The sequence below is a fragment of the Vibrio sinaloensis DSM 21326 genome (assembly GCF_000189275.1).
In the GTDB taxonomy this organism is placed as follows: Bacteria; Pseudomonadota; Gammaproteobacteria; order Enterobacterales; family Vibrionaceae; genus Vibrio; species Vibrio sinaloensis.
Window position 1 is genome coordinate 89,545 of sequence record NZ_AEVT01000117.1, and the last position, 19,463, is coordinate 109,007.

The following is a 19,463-nucleotide window of genomic DNA, read 5'->3' on the forward strand; positions in this document are numbered from 1 at the left end:
TGCAACAGACCAAACCTATCATGGTCCCTCTGACCTGTGGCCGTACAGCGAACGCCCTACACAATAATGATTTACTGGCGGCCACCTACTTTGCTAACTCTCATCACCAGCCTGCTTAACCATCAACCTAGGTGCTTGAATTACCCGAACAGCCAAATGGCGAGCCTGTGTCGCTAATTCATCGCTCCAGCTCGGCCAAATTCGGGCGATGTAAGGGTTATTTCCTTCTCCCGTGACCATATAGCCGTCATTAAACGCCGCGGCCATCTTTTTGTAAGATTTCTCTTCATCATCCGTCCACTGACCACGGGTAAACCCGGCTTCGACACAAGCTAAAGCGGTTTGCGGGAAATAACACAAGGGTTCGGTCATTCCTTGATAGAAGAGCGCGATCAGTTCCGCGAGTAAAGACTTGGCTTGCAGAGGATCCTCTATGCTTGGATAGACTAAATGAACCACGCCTTCTTTTCGGTCATAGCCAATCATATGGCTGGTTTTAGCGTGTCCCATCGCTGACATCGCAAGGTGATCAATCCACACCGAGAGGTAATCTTGCGCGCGGATTCTACCGCTGCGAAAACGAATCAAGCCTGATTGATAGTACTGAGTCAGCCAACCGGTTAAATGAATCGGTTTATTGTCACCGAGCACATCGAACTGCAGTTTGATTTCCAAATCCTCTTGACACGCCTGACATAAGAAACTCAATTTTTCGACCAGCTCTTCAGCCTGCACTCGGTTCGTTTCAAACTCGATATCACCAAACGCGCCAATCGGTAATTTGCCCTGTGCGCGCTGCGCGGCAACAAATCGCTCAATCACCTCTCGACTACTGCCTGGTTGGCCCGATTGTTCGGCAAGCAGTTGAGTCAGCAGCTCATCGCGCATCTGATAGCTCTCTAACCCGCCGAGGACAAAAGGTTCGTCGTCTTCCATGACCGGCAAAGGAGGCTCAAACATCACCTTTAGGCGGCGATTGAAAAAGTACTGCACCGGCAGGCGCCAAAAGCGCTGCAGTTCGACCAAATCTAGGCCAAGAGGATAACTTGCATCACAGAGGTAGTCGCTAAGTTGACGATTAAAATCACCACTGCTTTGCCCTTGTCGATTAGCCGCAGGAAGCCACTCTTTGGCGTAGCTTGGTTGCTCAGCTAAAAACGCATTGGGACTAAATGGCACCATCGGATGATGCGTGACCAGAGCATCTAGCAAGCGATCACCCGATTCATCGCAAGCCAGCGCTTGCTGCCCTTGCAGGCAATAATTCTGGTGGCAGTACTCCATGAGCTCAGAAACCAACACCGATGGCACTCGCTCAGTATTGTCTTGAATCGAGCGGCCAACATAGCTGATATACAAGTTTTGCTGAGCAGAGAGCATGGCTTCCAAAAACAGATAACGGTCATCGTCGCGGCGCGAACGGTCACCGGGTTTAGTCCGCCCCGTCATCAAGTCAAAACCTTCTGGCGGCATAGAGCGCGGGTAGACGCCATCATTCATCCCCAGCAAACAGACGGTTCGAAAAGGGATCGAACGCATTGGCATCAAGGTACAAAAGTTCACTTGGCCAGCAAGAAAACGTTGACTGACACGCGTACCCGACAACTTGTTGTGTAGATACTGACTGATGATAGACGGTGCTAACTCTTGCTCGAACGCCGCATCAAGTAACTGCTCTTTCAAACCTGCCAAGGTATCGCGAATCGATTTCAGCGCCACCTCTCCTTCCAGTTCCACGGCAAAGAAATCGTCTAACAAGTGGGTCAGCACTTCCCGCCAAGAGTCAATGGATTGAGGATGCGCCAATTGATTGCGGTAGTGCTCTATCGACTGAATAAAGTGAGCCAGTTTTCCGGCTAATTCCGCCCCCATTCCCTGAACTTCATTATACGGCGCTAACGCACCATGAATACTGTCGAACAACCCCGAAGATTCAGGCATGGCGTAACCCAAGAGCATGCGCTCGATACCAAACTGCCAAGTATTTTGTACCGTTGTTGGTAAGTCAAACTCATGACCCGTTGCTGAGTTTAGCCCCCAGCGAATGCCTGATTCCTCTACCCATTGCTTGGCTTGGATAAAGTCCTCTTCATTTAAGCCAAAGCGTTTGAGTATTGCAGGGGTTTCCAGCAATTCCAGCAACTCAGAAGCTAAGCAACGCGTATTCGGTAAATTGACCAATTGAATGAACGCATTGAGGATTGGGCTCTCTTGATCAGCGGTACGATCGGAAATTGAGTACGGGATAAAACGCTCACCGGGCGCATTGCCAAAAACAGCCTGGATGGCTGGGCTGTAGGCATTGATATCCGCAACCATGACGATAATATCGCGTGGCTTTAAGCTCGGATCAGCGTCGAACATCGCCAATAGCTGATCGTGCAATACCTCAACCTCTCGCATCGGGCTATGGCATGCATGGAGAGACAGAGAGCGATCACCAAGGGCGACCACTTGTTTGTGGTGGCTGGACTCAAGCAACGCATCATCTTGATGCTCTTCAAGATTAAGAATATCAGCTTGCAGATGATGCAACAGACAATCACGCTCTACCTCAACAAACGCCTCGATTTCATGCGATTCCAGTTGAGACAGCAAATACATGTTATCGCGGCCTAACTTGCCCATTGAGGCAAGCAAACTGTTACCGACCACATCGGTGTGCAGTTCATCAATCAGGTTATCCTCAACACTGCCCTTCAACTGTTGCGTTTCGCCCTCTAGCTGGGATTGGTTTTCTTTCCATACCAAGTGCTTGCGATGCTTCGCCGCGAGTCTCGCTAGGTATTTCCGATCTCGGACTTCCCCCCAATAATAACGACAAGGGTTAGTAAACATCAGATGGACATCAATGTGCTCGCCAATCGCTTTCAGTGCATCCATATAACGCGGTGGCAGTGAGGTAATACCAAACACAAACAGGCGTTTAGGCAGGTGTTCAAACTGACCGGAAAAGCTCTCCAGTGAATCAATAAAGTGTTCGTACAAATTGGCCCTGTGGTAAGGCGATTGGCCCAACGCTAGGGTGTGATCGTACAGCGCTTGCCAAAGTATCGGTTGCCATGGGTGTTCATCTTCTAGCTCAGCGACAGACTCTCCGGCTTCCCAAGTGGCTATCCACTCGGGGCGATATACTAAGTAACCATCGAAAATATCGGCAATTTTCTCCGACAATTGATACAGCTTACTGCTGTCGTGATCTTGGTCTAGGTAACGTTTGAGAGGTTCAAATTCGCTTTGCTCAAGCATTGCAGGCAGCAACTGCATCAACTTCCAAGTCATAGACTCTTTGTTAAATGCACTGCGTTTCGGCACATCTGGCAGGACTTCCGTAAACATATTCCAAATAAAGGTCGCCGGAAGCGGGAACTCAATGTTTGCCGCGACGCCAAACTCTTTTGCCAGTTCCATTTTAAGCCACTGGGACATACCAGGGCTCTGGACCAGAATTTGCTCAGCTTCAAATGGGTTTTCTAGCGGCTTTAAGCGCACTAGCTCAACCAGCAATGACTTTAAAACATCAACTTGATTGGAATGATAAACAGTAAACACAATGTACTCACACTAACCTTGCCTTTATTAGGCTTGAGACTAGCACAAGCAGGGGCGTTAGCAGAGTACTATAAGCGTATGATTTGGCTCGAATCAAAATACCCGCTCACGCCTTAATCAGACTTGAGCGGGTAATCATTACTCATAGGCTATCTATTGATAGCTTATTGATTATTGAGCAATCAGATCTTTGTAGGCGATCGTTTTGCCTTGTGGCTTCTCATTCGCCAGTTTCGCTTTAGGCGCTCCCGGTTGAGATAACCAGTACTCGCGGTCTTTCTTCGGATTCAACTGCGGACCACATTCACCTTGTGCACCACTACGCTCTAAACGTTGCAGTACTCGGTCTTGTGCTTTCGCTAGCCCATCCAAAGCTTCTTGAGGTGTTTTCTCACCGCTTGCCGCCTCAGACACGTATTGCCACCAAAGCTGAGCTAGCTTCGGATAATCTGGCACATTGGTACCTGTTGGGGTCCACTGCTTACGTGCATCGCTACGGTAGAATTCAACCAAGCCACCCAACTTCGGTGCCATATCCGTCATCGCTTGAGAGTTAATATCAGACTCACGAATTGGCGTTAAACCAACCATTGTCTTCTTCAAACTTACCGACTTAGACACCACGAACTGAGCGTACAGCCATGCCGCTTGACGACGATCGAGCGGAGTACTGTTTAGGAATGTCCATGAACCGGCATCTTGATAACCTAGCTTCATGCCATCTTCCCAGTATGGACCACGTGGCGAAGGTGCCATGCGCCATTTTGGCGTGCCATCTTCATTCACTACCGGCAACCCAGGCTTAGTCATGTCAGCGGTGAAAGCAGTGTACCAGAAGATTTGCTGAGCAATCGAGCCTTGTGCTGGGACAGGGCCAGCTTCACCAAAGGTCATACCTTGAGCTTCCGGTGGCGCGTACTGCTTAAGCCAATCAACATATTTAGTTGTCGCGTAAACGGCTGCAGGACCATTCGTCGCACCGCCGCGTGTGACATCAGAACCTACTGGCTTACAGCCTTCAATTCTAATCCCCCACTCATCAACAGGTAGACCGTTTGGAATGCCTTTGTCACCCGCACCCGCCATTGAGAACCACGAGTCGGTAAAACGCCAACCTAGTGAAGGATCTTTCTTACCGTAGTCCATGTGACCATAAACCGGCTCACCATCAATGGTTTTCACTTTATCAGTAAAGAATTCCGCTATGTCTTCATAAGCCGACCAGTTCAATGGCACACCAAGTTCATAACCGTACTCTTTTTTGAACTTAGCTTTAAGATCTTCACGTTCAAACCAGTCTGCACGGAACCAATAAAGGTTAGCGAACTGCTGATCAGGTAGCTGGTAAATTTTACCATCAGGGCCAGTGGTAAAATCTAGGCCAATAAAATCAGGCAGATCTAAGTATGGGTTGGTTACGCTTTTGCCTTCACCTTCGATGAAATCTGAAATAGGGACAACTTTACCGTAGCGAAAGTGAGTACCAATTAGGTCTGAGTCATTGATGTAACCATCATAGATGTTACGTCCTGTTTGCATCTGAGTTTGCAGTTTTTCGACCACATCACCCTCTTGAATCAGATCGTGATTGACCTTAATACCGGTGATCTCATAGAAAGCCTGCGCCAACACCTTAGCTTCGTACTCGTGCGTAGTGATCGTCTCAGAAGCAACATTGATTTCCATACCTTTGAAAGGCTTAGCAGCATCGATAAACCACTGCATCTCTTTTGCCTGCTCATCTGCAGTCAAGGTTGATGGGGTAAATTCTTCGCTCATCCATTTCTTTGCCGCTGCCATGTCAGCTAAAGCTGCTGGTGAGATAGCCGCAAGCGCAAACGACAGCGCTAGGCTACGTGCTAAGAAAGACTTTTTGATATCCTTTTTCATTATTGTGTGACTCCAATTGTGAGTATTCTCGTTTCTTACGTTATTGATAACGCCCACTGCCATTGCTTCACGTAAACTTTGCTACCTGCAAACGGCAGTGGACACGTGCTCATTCAGTTGTATTTATCCCCATTTCAAAACCGTACTTAGCCAAATCACTGAAAGAGTGAAAGGCACCCAAATCGACAGCTCAGTCAATCCTACAAACCCTAAGTGGATAAAGGCTGAGCTCAATAAACCAATAAACAAGCGATCGCCGCGCGTCGTTGTAATTGGCAGAAACCCTTTACGCTCAATACATGGCGTACGAATCTCTAAAATCGTCATAGTGATCAATATCAACGCGATACCTGAAAAGAACAGCGCTGAGGGTGTCGTCCATGCCATCCAAGCCATGATGTAATCTCCTTAAACTCGACCAAGCGCGAAGCCTTTCGCGACATGGTTTCTGACAAACCAAATAACTAAAATGCCTGGCAAAATAGTTAACACACCGGCTGCAGCCAGCACGCCCCAATCAATGCCGGAAGCACTCACGGTACGTGTCATGACCGCAGAAATCGGTTTGGCGTCGATGGATGTCAGCGTTCGCGCGAGCAATAGCTCGACCCAGCTGAACATGAAGCAGAAAAAAGCCGAGACCCCAATCCCCGAACGGATCATCGGCAAAAAGATTTTCACGAAGAACTTTGGAAAGCTGTAACCGTCGATGTAAGCCGTTTCGTCAATCTCACGTGGCACACTCGACATGAAGCCTTCTAGAATCCAAACCGCCAGTGGTACATTGAACAAACAATGAGCCAGCGCAACCGCGATATGGGTGTCAAACAAGCCCACAGACGAATAGAGCTGGAAGAATGGCAGTAGGAATACCGCAGGCGGCGCCATACGGTTAGTCAACAGCCAGAAGAACAGGTGCTTATCACCGACAAACTTGAAGCGCGAGAACGCATAAGCTGCAGGTAGTGCCACTGTCAGGGTGATCACCATGTTCATCACCACATAGATGATGGAGTTGACGTAACCCATGTACCAACTCGAATCAGAAAAGATGGTTTGGTAGTTTTTAAACGTCCAGTTTTCAGGGAAGAAGCTCAGACTGCCTAAGATTTCCTGATTCTCTTTGAAGGACATATTCAGCAACCAGTAAATTGGCAGCATCAAACAGATAATGTAGAACGCAAGACCAACAATTTGGCTGTAACGCGTGTATTTTGATTTTGTCATCGCCATGATGGTTTCCTTACTTGTTTTCACCATGGGTCATTGCGGTGTAGAACGCCCAACTGACCAACAGAATGATTAAGAAGTAGATAATTGAGAATGCCGCCGCAGGGCCAATATCGAACTGACCGACCGCCATCTTAGTCAGCGTTTGACTCAAGAAAGTTGTCGAGTTACCCGGACCACCACCCGTCAGAACGAAGGGTTCGGTGTAAATCATAAAGCTGTCCATAAAGCGGATGAGAATACCAATCAGCAATACGCTCTTGAGCTTAGGCAGTTGGATGTAGCGAATGATTGACCAAGTCGATGCGCGGTCAATGTTGGCAGCTTGGTAGTAGGCATCAGGAATGGCACGCAAACCTGAGTAACACAGCAAAGCAATCAATGAAGTCCAGTGCCAAACATCCATTAGAATCACGGTGAGCCATGCATCCATGGGGTTACCAGCGTAGTTGTAATCGATACCTAAACCGTTTAACGCCCAACCGAACAAGCCGATATCCGCACGCCCAAAAATTTGCCAAATGGTGCCGACCACATTGAGTGGGATCAGCAGTGGAATAGCGAGCACAATCAGACAGAACGCAGACCATCTCCCTTTGGTTGGCATCGTCAGCGCCACGATGATGCCCAGTGGCACTTCAATCAATAAGATGGTGAAGGTAAAGCCAAACTGACGCAGTAAAGCACCATGTAACCGATCATCATTGAGAATCTCTCGATACCATTCGGTCCCCACAAAGTAGGCCGTATTAGCATCAAAGATATCTTGCAGTGAGTAGTTCACCACCGTCATTAAAGGCACGATGGCACTGAATGCCACCAGCAGGAACACAGGTAGGACTAGAAACCATGCCTTGTTGTTAATCACCTTATCCATTAGGCTTCTCCTACATTGACTAGAAATTCATCGACATACAGCATGGTCCATTGCTCAGGAAAGCTGATGTAGGCATGCTTGTGCGGGACAGGTTGATCCTCTTGCAAACGGGCTTTGATCTGTTTATTGCCAAGCTGAAGGGTGACAATTTTGTAGGTCCCCAAATCTTCGACGTGGAGTACGTCACACTGCAGGGCAGAATCGTTACCTTTTTCCCATACGTGGACGAACTCAGGACGAATGCCGATCTTGATATTGTCGCTACCAGCTTGTGCAATGGCATGGCGGTAAGACTCTGACAACGGGACTTCAACCCCATCGAACATCACTCCGTTTTTAGTTGGCGTGACTTCCATCAGGTTCATCCCTGGGCTACCAATGAAGTAACCAACAAAGGTATGGTTTGGCCGTTCAAATAGCTCTCTTGGCGTACCAAACTGAACGATCTGACCGTTGTACATAACGGCAATTTCATCAGCGAACGTCGAGGCTTCGAGCTGGTCGTGCGTAACGTAGACCATGGTGATATTGAACTGCTGGTGGATCTGCTTAAGCTTGCGACGCAATTTCCACTTCAGTTGTGGATCGATAACGGTGAGCGGCTCATCAAACAAGATTGCCGAAACGTCATCTCGAACTAACCCGCGCCCCATAGAGACTTTCTGCTTCTCATCGGCGGTTAGGTGCTGAGCCTTCTTAGACAGAACATTGGTAAGCTCTAATATCTCAGCAATTTCAGTGACTTTTGAATGAATCTTTGCTTTATGCACCTTCATATTGCGCAGTGGAAAAGCGAGGTTGTCATACACCGTCATGGTGTCGTAGATAACCGGAAACTGGAAAACTTGAGCAATATTACGATCTTGCGGACGAAGCTCATTGACACGCATGTCATCAAACATCACATCACCTTGAGATGGGCTCATTAAGCCCGAGATGATATTTAGCAATGTCGATTTACCACAGCCAGATGGGCCAAGTAGCGCATAAGCCCCACCCTGCTTCCAAACGTGATTCATCTCTTTAATCGCATAAGCGGATGACGCAGTTGGCTTTTTATCGTAGGTATGCGCCAAAGAATTAAGTGTAATTTGAACCATGACGACTACCCTCTTACATCGCGAATGGGAGCATGGATAAGGTTGTGATCCATACCGAAGACATAAAATTTATGAATTGGAATGTAGATTTTGATGGTTTCATCAACGTCATAGGTATGCACACCAGGCAAATGCAGCACCATATCTAAATGGGCATTACGGACATGAAGGAAGGTTTCTGAACCACTGATCTCAGCCACTTCAACTTGGACTGTCAGCTCTACATCGTCATCATTTTTCGGTAGCAAACTTAAATGGCTAGGACGAATGCCAAATTGGTATTCCCCTTTGTCGAGCTTGCTCAGCGACTGATTCAGTGGGAAGTGTGCACTTCTATCAAACGTGACTTCATTGCTATTGATTTGGCCTGAGATGAGATTAATCGGTGGTTCACTAAACAGCGTCGCAGACTCAACGTTGTCCGGATTGTGGTATACCGCCGCCGTAGGACCAGATTGAATCACTCGCCCTTCATGAAGAATGGTGGTGGTACCGCCAAGTGCTAGCGCTTCGTTCGGCTCCGTCGTCGCATAGATAGCAATGGTATGACGGCTTTGGAACAACTCGCGCATCTCTTGGCGAAGCTCTTCACGCAATTTGTAGTCTAGGTTAACCAAGGGTTCATCAAACAAGATGATTTCCGCATCTTTAACAAGAGCACGCGCCATGGCTGTACGTTGTTGCTGGCCGCCAGACAGCTCCAATGGGTGCTTCTTCAAATGCTCGGTGATACGCAGCATCTCTGCGGTCGCATGCACACGCTCGTTGATCTCTTTCTCTGCCATGCCAGCCAACCGCAATGGCGAGGCGACATTTTCGAAAACGGTGAGATTGGGATAATTGATGAACTGTTGATACACCATAGAGATGTTACGTTCACGCACAGACACACCAGTAACATCGACACCATTAACTAAAATTTTGCCTGAAGTCGGGCGGTCCAACCCTGCTATCAAACGCATTAATGAGGTTTTGCCCGCGAGTGTGCGTCCAAGTAGGACGTTAAAAGACCCTGGCTCAAACGTGAGGTTAACGTCCGAGATATGCATCTCTCCGTCAACATACTTGCTTACCTGCTCAAGTGTTAGTGACACTAAAAACTCCTTACTATTCGAATTTTCTTTTTTTCGATAGTGCTCACTAGAGCGAAAGTCATGCCAAGTTACAAAAATGTAAATAATTTATTTTACAGTACTACCTTCCAAGCCTTTAAAAACAACAAATATAGCTAAAATCAGCTATATTTATCGCCATTTAGCTGCAGTTTCACAGATGAGATCGCGCTAACATTTGTTAACAAAATGTATTCAAAGGATGTTCACACTGTTCATTTGAATGATATGTTATTGAGCGTTTATGAACGTTAACGTTCACAAGCGAACAATTAGAATAATTACTTAAAAAATTACATTTGCTGCTATCGGCCAACGACTATGGACAAGAAACATCTATCAATGATCGAGAAATCTTGGCAACGCTGCCGAGAGGCGGGATTACTGCACAACAGTAACCCCATTATCGAAATGGAAACCGGACACGCTTTTGCTCAATCACTTGATGAACACTCAAGCATTCTGGCAACGACCCAACAAAAAGTGCTGCCGTTTTATGACAGCTTACTCTCTAATAGCAATTGCCTGATCACACTTGCCAGCCCGAGTGGACAGGTGCTGAACAGTTGGGGAGAACAGCGTTTTTTCTCGAAACACCAACCTCAGGTGTTCCAAAATGGCGTGCACTGGCAAGAAAGCTTGATTGGCACCAATGCGATTGGTACTGCGTTGGAGACAGGGTCGATCGTTCAGGTTTTCCACGATGAACACTTTTTGACGTCTAATCGTTTTATGACGGGCTCCGCCGCCCCCCTGTTTGACGCCGATAGAAAAATGGCTGGTGTATTGTCCATTTCCAGTGACGCTTACATGCCAACAGCTCACACCCTAGGCATGGTCAAATTAATGTCTCAAGCCATTGAGAACCAATTGATCGCATCGCAATTTCAACAAGATCACTATTTACTCTGGTTCAATACTTCCGCAGAGAACATCGACAGCCAGTGGTCATCTTTATTGGTCTTTAATGAGCACGGCATTATTGTTTCAGCTAATCGAAGAGCCGAAGTGGTGCTCGGCCAAGATTTAGCCCTCCAGCGACTCGATCAAATCTTTGATCTGAAGTTAGAGCAGCTGCTTTCACACCCCGCATACGCGCCAATGGCGCTGATCAGTCATTCGCAGTTCAACTTTTTTGCCATGCTCACACCGCCTAAATTGGCGCAAGGAAGACAGATTGACTATCGTATTGCTCCTACAAAAAACAATCAGGTTGACGCTAACGCGCCACTCACCCTTGATAGGCTCAATATGGGCGATGCTCGACTGGCAAAAGCGATCAAACAATCTAGCCGAATCTTGAACACCGACATTCCGATCTTGATCCATGGTGAGACAGGCGTTGGCAAAGAGGTGTTCGTCAACGCACTGCATTTGTCGAGTGAACGCAAGCATGCGCCAATGATTGCCGTGAACTGCGCTGCGATTCCTGCTGAACTGGTTGAGTCCGAGCTGTTTGGCTATGAAAAGGGGGCGTTTACTGGGGCGAATCAAAAAGGCTATATCGGCCTTATACGTAAAGCCGATAAAGGAACTTTATTTTTAGATGAACTTGGCGATATGCCAATGAACGTTCAGGCTCGATTACTGCGAGTTTTGCAAGAGCGCAAGGTCACCCCTCTCGGCTCAACCACTTCCTACCCCGTGGATTTTAAACTGGTCTCGGCAACAAACCGTAATCTTAAACAAGACGTTGAGCGTGGCACATTTCGCCAAGATCTTTATTACCGAGTAACAGGGTTAAACCTCTCTCTCCCTTCGCTAAGAGAACGTACCGACAAAGAGGCTTTAGTCGAATTCCTGCTCGCCAAGTACACCCAAGATGAGCTCGATCCACCACGCATCAGCTTGGAAGTGTTGGCAATGTTTAAGTCTCACCCTTGGCCTGGCAACATTCGTCAAATGGTCAGTGTTATCCAAATCGCTGCCGCCATGGCAGACAACGGAACGATCAGCGTTGAACACCTACCCGATGACTTCTTACACGATATAGAGCAAGCGTCAGTTGCACCACCTTTGGTCACCTCTAGTAATGTGGCTCAACTGCATAGTCATGAAGAGGAGCAGCTGGCTCAAAACGACGCTTGGCTAGATATCTACGAAAAAAACGGCCGCAATGTTACTGCGACCGCAAAGGACTTAAATATTAGCCGCAACACTCTGTACAAGCGGCTAAGAGAACAAGGACTTCGTTAGCGTGCGGTAATGCCGCACGCTTGACTAATAGGACGGTAGAACGCGAGGTAGCGTAACGCTACATAACTCACCACTAAAGTGGCAACGACAAGTTCAAAGCCTGCTAACCAGTGCACTTGGCTAACATATTTACTTGCCACACCCACTTGCTCCATCCATGCAGCAAGTTTGTATAAAGCCGTTGAACCAATCACCATTGGGAAAGTAAACGCCGCATAGCCTGGGCTAAATGGCAGTCTCAATAACTTAAAGAATGCAAGATAGATAATGGCTGTCATCAGCACAGCGATACCAAACAGTAGACCAATAATGACAGGTGAAGGCTCGGCAGTAACGGTTAGGTACCCGGCCAAAGAAAGACTCGCTGGAGCGGCCATGATCGCCATAGTTGGTTTTGCTGCATCAGGAACCTCATGAGTAAACATGAAGCGGTAGATCATCATAGGCAACATTACCGCGTAGGCCACCATACCAAAGGTGAGCGCACCGTGAGCAATCACACTTAATGCAGGGTTACCCGAAAACGACACGTCAGCCACAATGATACCAACAGGTGGGACAAACCAGCTTGGCACCATATGATGTAATTCAAATTCTTGTGCTCGGTGGTACAAGAAGCTGCCGAGGAATGCGATATGTAACCCAACCGCAAAAAGCCATAACGCATCCCCGGCAATAGGGAAAAAGTGGCCCAGTGAGTTGGACACAACCATGGTGCCCATAGCAAACGTTGGAACCACACTGCCCACGACAGGGTGAGCTAAGTCTTGTCGTAATAAGTGATTGTGAAACAAAAACTTCACCGCTAAAACGGCAAGTAAAACGCTGGCGATTGCAGCACCTGTCCACTGCGCGTAACCATTCAATGACGCGGCGTTTTCCCAACACCAACCTAAACTGGCAATCCCTAATGCTAAGCCAGCCATTGGGGTTGGCGCTCCCATCACTTTTGCTTTTGCTGCTTTAATCATAATTGCCTCACAATCTCTTAATGACAGGGTCATTTTACGCTTGCTATTTGTTCAGAGATATCTAATTATTTAGAACAGTTGTTCAACCTAACTAAACAGATTATGGCTGCAAATATCTCACTGAAACAGCTCAAAGTTTTTATTACCATCACCCAACACGACACCTTAACGTCGGCTTCAGAAGCGCTATTTTTATCTAAAGCCGCGGTGAGTATGGCTTTGTCTGAGCTAGAAAAACAGATTGGCCATGCCCTATTTGACCGGGTTAATAACCGTCTTATTCTCAATCAAGAGGGGCAAAAGTTACTGCCACTTGCTGATGAGTTGATTGAGCGAGCGCAAGATATTGGTCAACTGTTTGATAATGACCAAAGTTTGTCTGGGCTACTGCGAGTCGGGACCAGTGACACCATCGGCAATCAAGTCGCTCCTTATCTACTGAGTGACTTTCGCGCAGCCACGGGCCATAAGTCGCAAAGTTTGTTTATTTCAAACTCAGCACTGATATGCGAAAAGCTGGTCGACTATGAACTCGACTTGGCGCTAATCGAAGGTAAAACGTTGCATCCACAACTTATTTCTGAGCAATTCAGCGAAGACGAAATGTGTGTCATTTGTGCTCCAGACTCACCGCTGATTCAACGTGCTAGCCTGTCGATGGGTGAGCTGGAAAACAGTGAATGGATCTTACGTGAACCCGGCTCCGGCTCGCGAGAGTTTTTCTTACGTGCCATCGCACCAAGACTTGAACACTGGTATGAAGCTTTTCAACTCAACACAACCGAAGCTTTGATCAACAGCGTTTCAGCAGGGCTTGGACTGGGTTGCTTGTCTAAGCTCTCGGCAGAGCCCGCTATCAATGATGGCCGAGTGGTAGAAATCAAACTGCCACTCGACATGAAACGTCGCTACTGGCTATTGGTTCATAAAGAGAAATACCAAAGCCCACTCCTGAAAACGTTTATCCAATTTTGCTATCAGTGGCGCAAAGAATCGACCCGTTGAGCCGCTAAGGGATAAAGTGTCACCACTTGGGTCTCAGAATCATTGGCTCATCTGGACTTAACGGGTCAAAAACTGTATAAACAGACAGTAATGATTTTGATAAATTTTGACTAGAGGACCAACCATGGCTGTAATCGTCAAGTACGTGGTAGAACGCAATGGAGAAGAGAAAATGACTTTTACCTCTAAAGCGGAAGCTGACGCATATGACAAAATGCTTGATATGGCTGATGAGCTGTTTGAGCTATTAGGTAAAAGTGATTTGCTAGAAGATGAAGGCAAGCAAGAAGACTTGGCCATGTTCCTAGCTCAAAACAAAGAAGAAGTGCTTTATGCGCTCGGAGCAAAACGCAAACCTGCGCCAAAGAAAGCAAAGAAAGTAGAAGCCGTTGAAGACTCTGCGGAAGATCAGCAGGAAGACGCAGCTTAAATCACTATTGTATGATACTAAAGCCCCAGCCTTGCGCTGGGGCTTTTTGTTTTAAGGAAATGAATTCGTTCCGCTTTACCCTAATTTCTTAGCAAAAGTCAGGCTAAGATAAGCTCAAGATAAACCACATAGAGTATTGTCATGAAGTATCACATCGAAGTGTGTATCGACAATTTAGAATCCCTACATCGAGCCATTGAGGGTGGAGCAACCCGGATTGAGCTGTGCTCTTCTCTTGCACTCGGCGGACTAACCCCGAGTTACGGCTTTATGAAAAAAGCAGCTGACATATCCCCAATCCCTGTCTATGTCATGATTCGACCACGCCAAGGGGATTTTCTTTATGATCAAGACGATATCGACGCAATGATGATTGACATCGAATCTGCGGCCGAAGCCGGTTTACAAGGCATCGTTTTTGGTGTGCTCAATGCCGATGGAAGCATTAATATGCCGTTGGCTGAACAAGTCATGCATCGCGCTCGCCTATACAATTTAGGCGTGACGTTTCATCGTGCCATCGATCAATGCAGCGATTATCCTTTAGCCATTGAACAAATTGCCCAACTCGGCTGCGAACGTGTACTGACTTCTGGCCTCGCCGCCAATGTCGAGCAAGGCAGTGCAATTCTAGCCGATATGGTCACCCGCGCCGCAGGCCGATTTTCCATCATGGCAGGAGCAGGGTTAACCGCACAAAATGTATCAGACTTAGTCGCCAAAACTGGGGTTCGCGAAGTCCACCTATCAGGTAAATCAAGCCGACCAAGCCAAATGGATGCTATCACTGAACAAGCCAAAATGGGCACAGCGGAGGTCGATGACTATCTGATTCCAGTGACTGACGCTGACAAAATTCAAAAGGTCGTAAAAGCTCTCAGTTCTCGCTCCTAATCCTATTGTCAGCAGACTCTAGTGCTAACATATTGATATATGGAGATGGATTCGCGCTAGGGAGAGCATGATGGCGAAAAAGAAACTGGACAAGAAGTTCTACGAAAAGGAACTAGAACGCCTACAAGTGGAACTGGTTAAGTTACAGGAATGGGTCAAGCAAGAAGGGCTCAAGGTCGTCGTTATTTTTGAAGGCCGCGATGCGGCGGGTAAAGGCGGCGTGATTAAGCGAATTACGGAAAAACTTAACCCACGTATTTGTCGTATTGCTGCCCTCCCTGCTCCCACAGAGAAAGAAAAGACCCAATGGTACTTCCAGCGCTACGTCGCGCATCTTCCCGCCGCGGGAGAAATCGTTCTGTTTGATCGTAGTTGGTATAACCGCGCAGGCGTCGAAAAAGTGATGGAGTTTTGCACTCCAGAACAGTATGAAGAGTTTCTTCGCTCCTGCCCGGAGTTTGAGCGCATGTTGCAACGCTCTGGCATCGTCTTGATTAAGTACTGGTTTTCCGTCTCTGATGAAGAGCAAGAGAAACGATTTTTAGAGCGGATTAATACGCCAATTAAACGCTGGAAATTCAGCCCAATGGATTTGGAATCTCGTAACCGCTGGGCTGAATATTCACAAGCAAAAGACAAGATGTTTGCTTATACCGACACCAAGCATTGCCCATGGTGGGTGGTGCCATCCGATGATAAAAAACGCGCGCGCCTCAACTGTATTAGCCATTTCCTCGAACAGATTGACTATCAAGAAGTCAGCTACCCTGAGATCGAACTTCCGGAATTAAACAAAGAAGGCTACATTAGAGCTCCGATTGAAGAGCAGACGTTTGTGCCGGAAAAATACTGAGTTCAATTCGCGGCTGATTTTACTTTAATGCATCATCAATACTTTGCTCGCCCAAGTGGCGAACATCTTTGCCCTTAACAAAGTAGATGATGTACTCACAAATGTTCTGGCAGCGATCTCCAACTCGCTCAATAGCACGTGCAGACCACATGACCTGAAGGATGTTGGGAATATTTTTCGGGTCTTCCATCATGTAGGTCATAAGTTGACGAATAACCGCTTCATATTCCGCATCGATTTTGTCATCTAGCTTATAGACTTCAGCTGCGGCATCAACATCCATACGTGCAAAAGCATCAAGCACTTGGTGCAACATCGCAATGGCTTGGCGGCATAAAGGCTCTAACGAAACATGGAACTGACGTTCCTTAGAAGAAGGGCTTTCAATTGCAACATAAGCAATCTTAGTGGCAACATCACCAATACGCTCTAAATCTGTAATGGTTTTAATGATCGCCATAATCAAACGCAGATCTTTTGCCGTAGGTTGGCGCTTGGCGATAATACGCGTACACGCTTCATCGATTGACACTTCCATCGCATTCACTTTGTGATCATCGCGGACCACTTTTCTTGCCAGTTCGATGTCTTCTTTGTGCAGTGCTTGCATAGCAAAAGAGAGCTGTTGCTCGACCAAGCCACCCATAGTTAATACATGCGTGCGGATCGATTCGAGCTCGACATTAAACTGACCTGAAATATGGCGACCAAAATTCATAGATGAAGTGATTCTCTTGTAATTGGTGAATAGGAAAAGTTACCTAGAGCTAAAGGTTAAACCACCCTTTGTTCTAACTCATTAAAATTGTAGCAAAGCAACAAAATGCTTCGTTCTTTGAGCTCGTGGCTACGGCGGCAAAACGGCTCAACAAACTTAACCGTATCTACCTGTAATATAGTCTTCAGTTTGTTTTTTCAACGGTGATGTGAAAATTGAATCCGTATCTGAGTACTCGATCAAACGCCCCATATGAATAAAGGCCGTATGATCACTCACCCTCGCAGCTTGCTGCATATTGTGTGTCACAATCACGACCGTGTACTTCGTTTTTAAATCGTTAATCAGCTCTTCTATCGTTAAGGTAGAGATAGGGTCTAGTGCCGATGTTGGCTCATCCAATAGGAGTACTTCCGGCTCGATAGCAATGGCTCTGGCGATCACTAATCGCTGCTGTTGGCCTCCAGATAAACCAAACGCATTCTCATGGAGACGATCTTTCACTTCATCCCATAACGCTGCCGCGCGGAGTGAACGCTCAACAGCATCATCGAGCACACGGCTGTTCTTAATCCCTTGCAAACGTAAACCGTAAACCACGTTCTCATAAATGGACTTAGGGAATGGGTTAGGCCTTTGAAACACCATGCCCACTCGACGCCTTAGCGTGGCAACATCAACACCTGGGTGATAAACGTTTTTATTGTGCAACTTCACTTTGCCTTCGACACGGCACCCCTCAACCAGATCATTCATTCGATTAATGCAGCGCAGCAAGGTCGACTTGCCACAGCCTGACGGTCCGATAAAAGCGGTCACTTGCCCTTTTGGAATACGCATCGATATATCGCTCAGAGCCTGAGTATTTTGGTAGAACAAGTTTAGCCCTTCGATCGCAATCGCAGTCTTTTCATCCGATAGATTGTTCACATCTAACGGCGGCTGATAGCCTAAGGTTTGATCAACGGAAAACATCTCTAATCTTGTCCTAATGTTCGGTATTTTTCGCGCAAGTTGTTGCGGATACTAATGGCAGTCAAGTTAAGCCCAATAATAACGGTAACGAGCAAAAATGACGTGGCGTACACCAATGGGCGCGCCGCCTCGATGTTGGTGGTCTGAAAACCCACATCGTAAATATGAAAGCCCAAATGCATGAACTTCCTTTCTAAGTGTAGGAATGGAAACTGGCTATCGACAGGCAGTGTCGAGGCCAATTTAACCACGCCCACCAACATCAATGGCGCGACTTCACCGGCAGCGCGAGCAACCGCAAGAATCAGTCCAGTGATAATTGCTGGGCTTGCCATCGGCAGCACAATTCGCCACATGGTTTCAAACTGAGTCGCCCCCAAAGCCAACGAGCCATGGCGGACGGAACTTGGAATTCGGCTTAAGCCTTCTTCGGTTGCAACGATCACCACAGGTAAGGTTAATACCGCCAAGGTTAATGCTGACCAGAGCAAGCCTGGCGTACCAAACGTCGGCGCAGGTAGTCGTTCAGTATAAAACAGGGCGTCAATCGAGCCGCCTAAGGTATAAACGAAAAAGCCTAATCCAAATACACCGTACACAATAGATGGCACACCAGCAAGGTTGATCACCGCAACTCGGATCATGCGCGTGAATGCATTATTTTTTGCGTACTCATGCAAATACACCGCTGCGATCACCCCTAATGGCATGACGACAATCGACATAATCAATACCATTAACACGGTGCCAAACATCGCTGGGAAGACGCCCCCCTCTGAGTTAGACTCACGCGGGTCATCAGACAAAAACTTCCAGACTTGTTTTGCCCAATGGATAACCTTTTCGAGTAATGACATCTGATTGGGATACCAGATATCCAGCACTTGGCTCAACGGTAAGTGGTGAGTATCCCCCGACATATCACGAATCACTAGGCCCTGCTGCTGCAGTTGCCCACGCAACTGATCCAACTCAGCTTCCATTTCACTGAGCTGTTGACGGATGATTGCGGTCTGGGTGTCATAGCGAGCGATAAAGGTCTCATCAAGATTGTCATTAAGCTCTCGGCGGCGCTTTTCTAAGCGTAGCTGCTCAGCCTGTCCGCTAAGCACTCGAATTTGTTTACTGACAAGTCGATCGATGTCATCACGCAGGCGATTGGCAAACACCAGCCCTTGCTCCATTTGACCAATCACATCTTGTGATATCTCTTCACCGTGGTAATAACCCAACGGAACGCCATAAAAGTCACCACCACGGGTTCGCTCAACGACCGCCCATCCCATAGGTTGGCTGCGTTCTAGAACATCGACTTCAAGTATCGATACAAAATCAGCCGCATAAATATCACGGTTCGCAACCTTTATGCTTAAACGTTTTACTAAGCCTTTCTGTTCAACTTCCGGTGTCAGAGCAATATTCATTTCTTTAAGATGACTGATCGGCACATACTCTTCTGCATAGAGCTGACCAAGCAGACTTTGCCCTTGCTCCGTTTGCCATTGGTATAGCGGTGCTGGCCAAAAGTAAGACAACCCTTTCCAGCCAATCAGTAACAAGAGTCCCAGCACAGAGAGCAAGCTGATGCTGACTGCACCGCCTGTTAGCCATATCCATGGGGAGCCTGATTTGAGCCAGTTAAACACGAATAGCACTTCCT

The 19,463-nt window shown here is 47.2% G+C and carries 16 protein-coding genes; 5 read left to right on the forward strand and 11 right to left on the reverse strand.

The genetic code is table 11. The annotated features are described in order from the left end of the window. Nucleotides 1-93: 93 nt before the first annotated feature. From recC to RH45_RS20970, 7 genes are all read right to left on the reverse strand, one after another. The gene (gene recC / locus RH45_RS20940) at nucleotides 94-3,552 is read right to left on the reverse strand and encodes an exodeoxyribonuclease V subunit gamma (RefSeq protein ID WP_008081228.1); all 3,459 of its coding nucleotides are present in this window, start codon (nucleotides 3,550-3,552) and stop codon (nucleotides 94-96) included. 171 nt (nucleotides 3,553-3,723) lie between these two features. Further along, the gene (locus RH45_RS20945; RefSeq protein WP_008081230.1) at nucleotides 3,724-5,442 is read right to left on the reverse strand and encodes an ABC transporter substrate-binding protein; all 1,719 of its coding nucleotides are present in this window, start codon (nucleotides 5,440-5,442) and stop codon (nucleotides 3,724-3,726) included. Between the two features lie 123 nt (nucleotides 5,443-5,565). Then, nucleotides 5,566-5,838, reverse strand: a complete 273-nt coding sequence (locus RH45_RS20950) for a DUF2160 domain-containing protein (RefSeq protein WP_008081232.1) — start codon at nucleotides 5,836-5,838, stop codon at nucleotides 5,566-5,568. Between the two features lie 12 nt (nucleotides 5,839-5,850). Next, complete coding sequence (locus RH45_RS20955; protein WP_039959039.1) at nucleotides 5,851-6,669, reverse strand: carbohydrate ABC transporter permease; 819 nt, start codon at nucleotides 6,667-6,669, stop codon at nucleotides 5,851-5,853. Between the two features lie 16 nt (nucleotides 6,670-6,685). Beyond that, the gene (locus tag RH45_RS20960) at nucleotides 6,686-7,549 is read right to left on the reverse strand and encodes a carbohydrate ABC transporter permease (protein ID WP_008081235.1); all 864 of its coding nucleotides are present in this window, start codon (nucleotides 7,547-7,549) and stop codon (nucleotides 6,686-6,688) included. Further along, nucleotides 7,549-8,649, reverse strand: coding sequence for an ABC transporter ATP-binding protein (locus tag RH45_RS20965; RefSeq protein WP_008081237.1), 1,101 nt, complete (start codon nucleotides 8,647-8,649; stop codon nucleotides 7,549-7,551). Before RH45_RS20965 ends, RH45_RS20960 begins: the two co-directional genes overlap by 1 nt. A gap of 5 nt (nucleotides 8,650-8,654) precedes the next feature. Continuing rightward, nucleotides 8,655-9,743 carry an ABC transporter ATP-binding protein gene (locus tag RH45_RS20970; protein WP_008081239.1) on the reverse strand — a complete coding sequence of 363 codons (1,089 nt, stop codon included), beginning with the start codon at nucleotides 9,741-9,743 and terminating at the stop codon, nucleotides 8,655-8,657. A 339-nt stretch (nucleotides 9,744-10,082) separates the two neighbouring features. On the opposite strand from RH45_RS20970, the gene RH45_RS20975 reads away from it, so the two are divergent. Then, nucleotides 10,083-11,957: a sigma-54-dependent Fis family transcriptional regulator gene (locus RH45_RS20975; RefSeq protein ID WP_039959033.1), complete on the forward strand. Its 1,875-nt coding sequence runs from the start codon at nucleotides 10,083-10,085 to the stop codon at nucleotides 11,955-11,957. Here RH45_RS20975 and RH45_RS20980 read toward each other — a convergent pair. Continuing rightward, nucleotides 11,954-12,928 (reverse strand): TDT family transporter, encoded by a 975-nt coding sequence (locus RH45_RS20980; protein ID WP_008081243.1) that lies wholly within the window; start codon nucleotides 12,926-12,928, stop codon nucleotides 11,954-11,956. The two genes, RH45_RS20975 and RH45_RS20980, sit on opposite strands and share 4 nt — an antisense overlap. A gap of 102 nt (nucleotides 12,929-13,030) precedes the next feature. Between RH45_RS20980 and RH45_RS20985 the strand changes: the two genes are divergently transcribed. The 4 genes from RH45_RS20985 (at nucleotide 13,031) to ppk2 (ending at nucleotide 16,110) form a co-directional block, all read left to right on the forward strand. Beyond that, complete coding sequence (locus tag RH45_RS20985; protein WP_008081245.1) at nucleotides 13,031-13,933, forward strand: LysR substrate-binding domain-containing protein; 903 nt, start codon at nucleotides 13,031-13,033, stop codon at nucleotides 13,931-13,933. Nucleotides 13,934-14,057: 124 nt separating this feature from the next. Then, nucleotides 14,058-14,363, forward strand: coding sequence for a YebG family protein (locus RH45_RS20990; protein WP_008081247.1), 306 nt, complete (start codon nucleotides 14,058-14,060; stop codon nucleotides 14,361-14,363). A 141-nt stretch (nucleotides 14,364-14,504) separates the two neighbouring features. Beyond that, on the forward strand, nucleotides 14,505-15,257 hold the full coding sequence (locus RH45_RS20995) for a copper homeostasis protein CutC (RefSeq protein WP_008081249.1): 753 nt from the start codon (nucleotides 14,505-14,507) through the stop codon (nucleotides 15,255-15,257). Nucleotides 15,258-15,327: 70 nt separating this feature from the next. Then, nucleotides 15,328-16,110: a polyphosphate kinase 2 gene (gene ppk2 / locus RH45_RS21000; protein WP_008081251.1), complete on the forward strand. Its 783-nt coding sequence runs from the start codon at nucleotides 15,328-15,330 to the stop codon at nucleotides 16,108-16,110. A 19-nt stretch (nucleotides 16,111-16,129) separates the two neighbouring features. On the opposite strand, the gene phoU is transcribed toward ppk2, so the two are convergent. From phoU to pstA, 3 genes are all read right to left on the reverse strand, one after another. Beyond that, nucleotides 16,130-16,828 carry a phosphate signaling complex protein PhoU gene (phoU, locus tag RH45_RS21005; RefSeq protein WP_008081253.1) on the reverse strand — a complete coding sequence of 233 codons (699 nt, stop codon included), beginning with the start codon at nucleotides 16,826-16,828 and terminating at the stop codon, nucleotides 16,130-16,132. 156 nt (nucleotides 16,829-16,984) lie between these two features. Continuing rightward, on the reverse strand, nucleotides 16,985-17,803 hold the full coding sequence (gene pstB / locus RH45_RS21010) for a phosphate ABC transporter ATP-binding protein PstB (protein WP_008081256.1): 819 nt from the start codon (nucleotides 17,801-17,803) through the stop codon (nucleotides 16,985-16,987). 2 nt (nucleotides 17,804-17,805) lie between these two features. Beyond that, nucleotides 17,806-19,449 (reverse strand): phosphate ABC transporter permease PstA, encoded by a 1,644-nt coding sequence (gene pstA, locus RH45_RS21015; protein WP_008081257.1) that lies wholly within the window; start codon nucleotides 19,447-19,449, stop codon nucleotides 17,806-17,808. Nucleotides 19,450-19,463 lie beyond the last annotated feature (14 nt).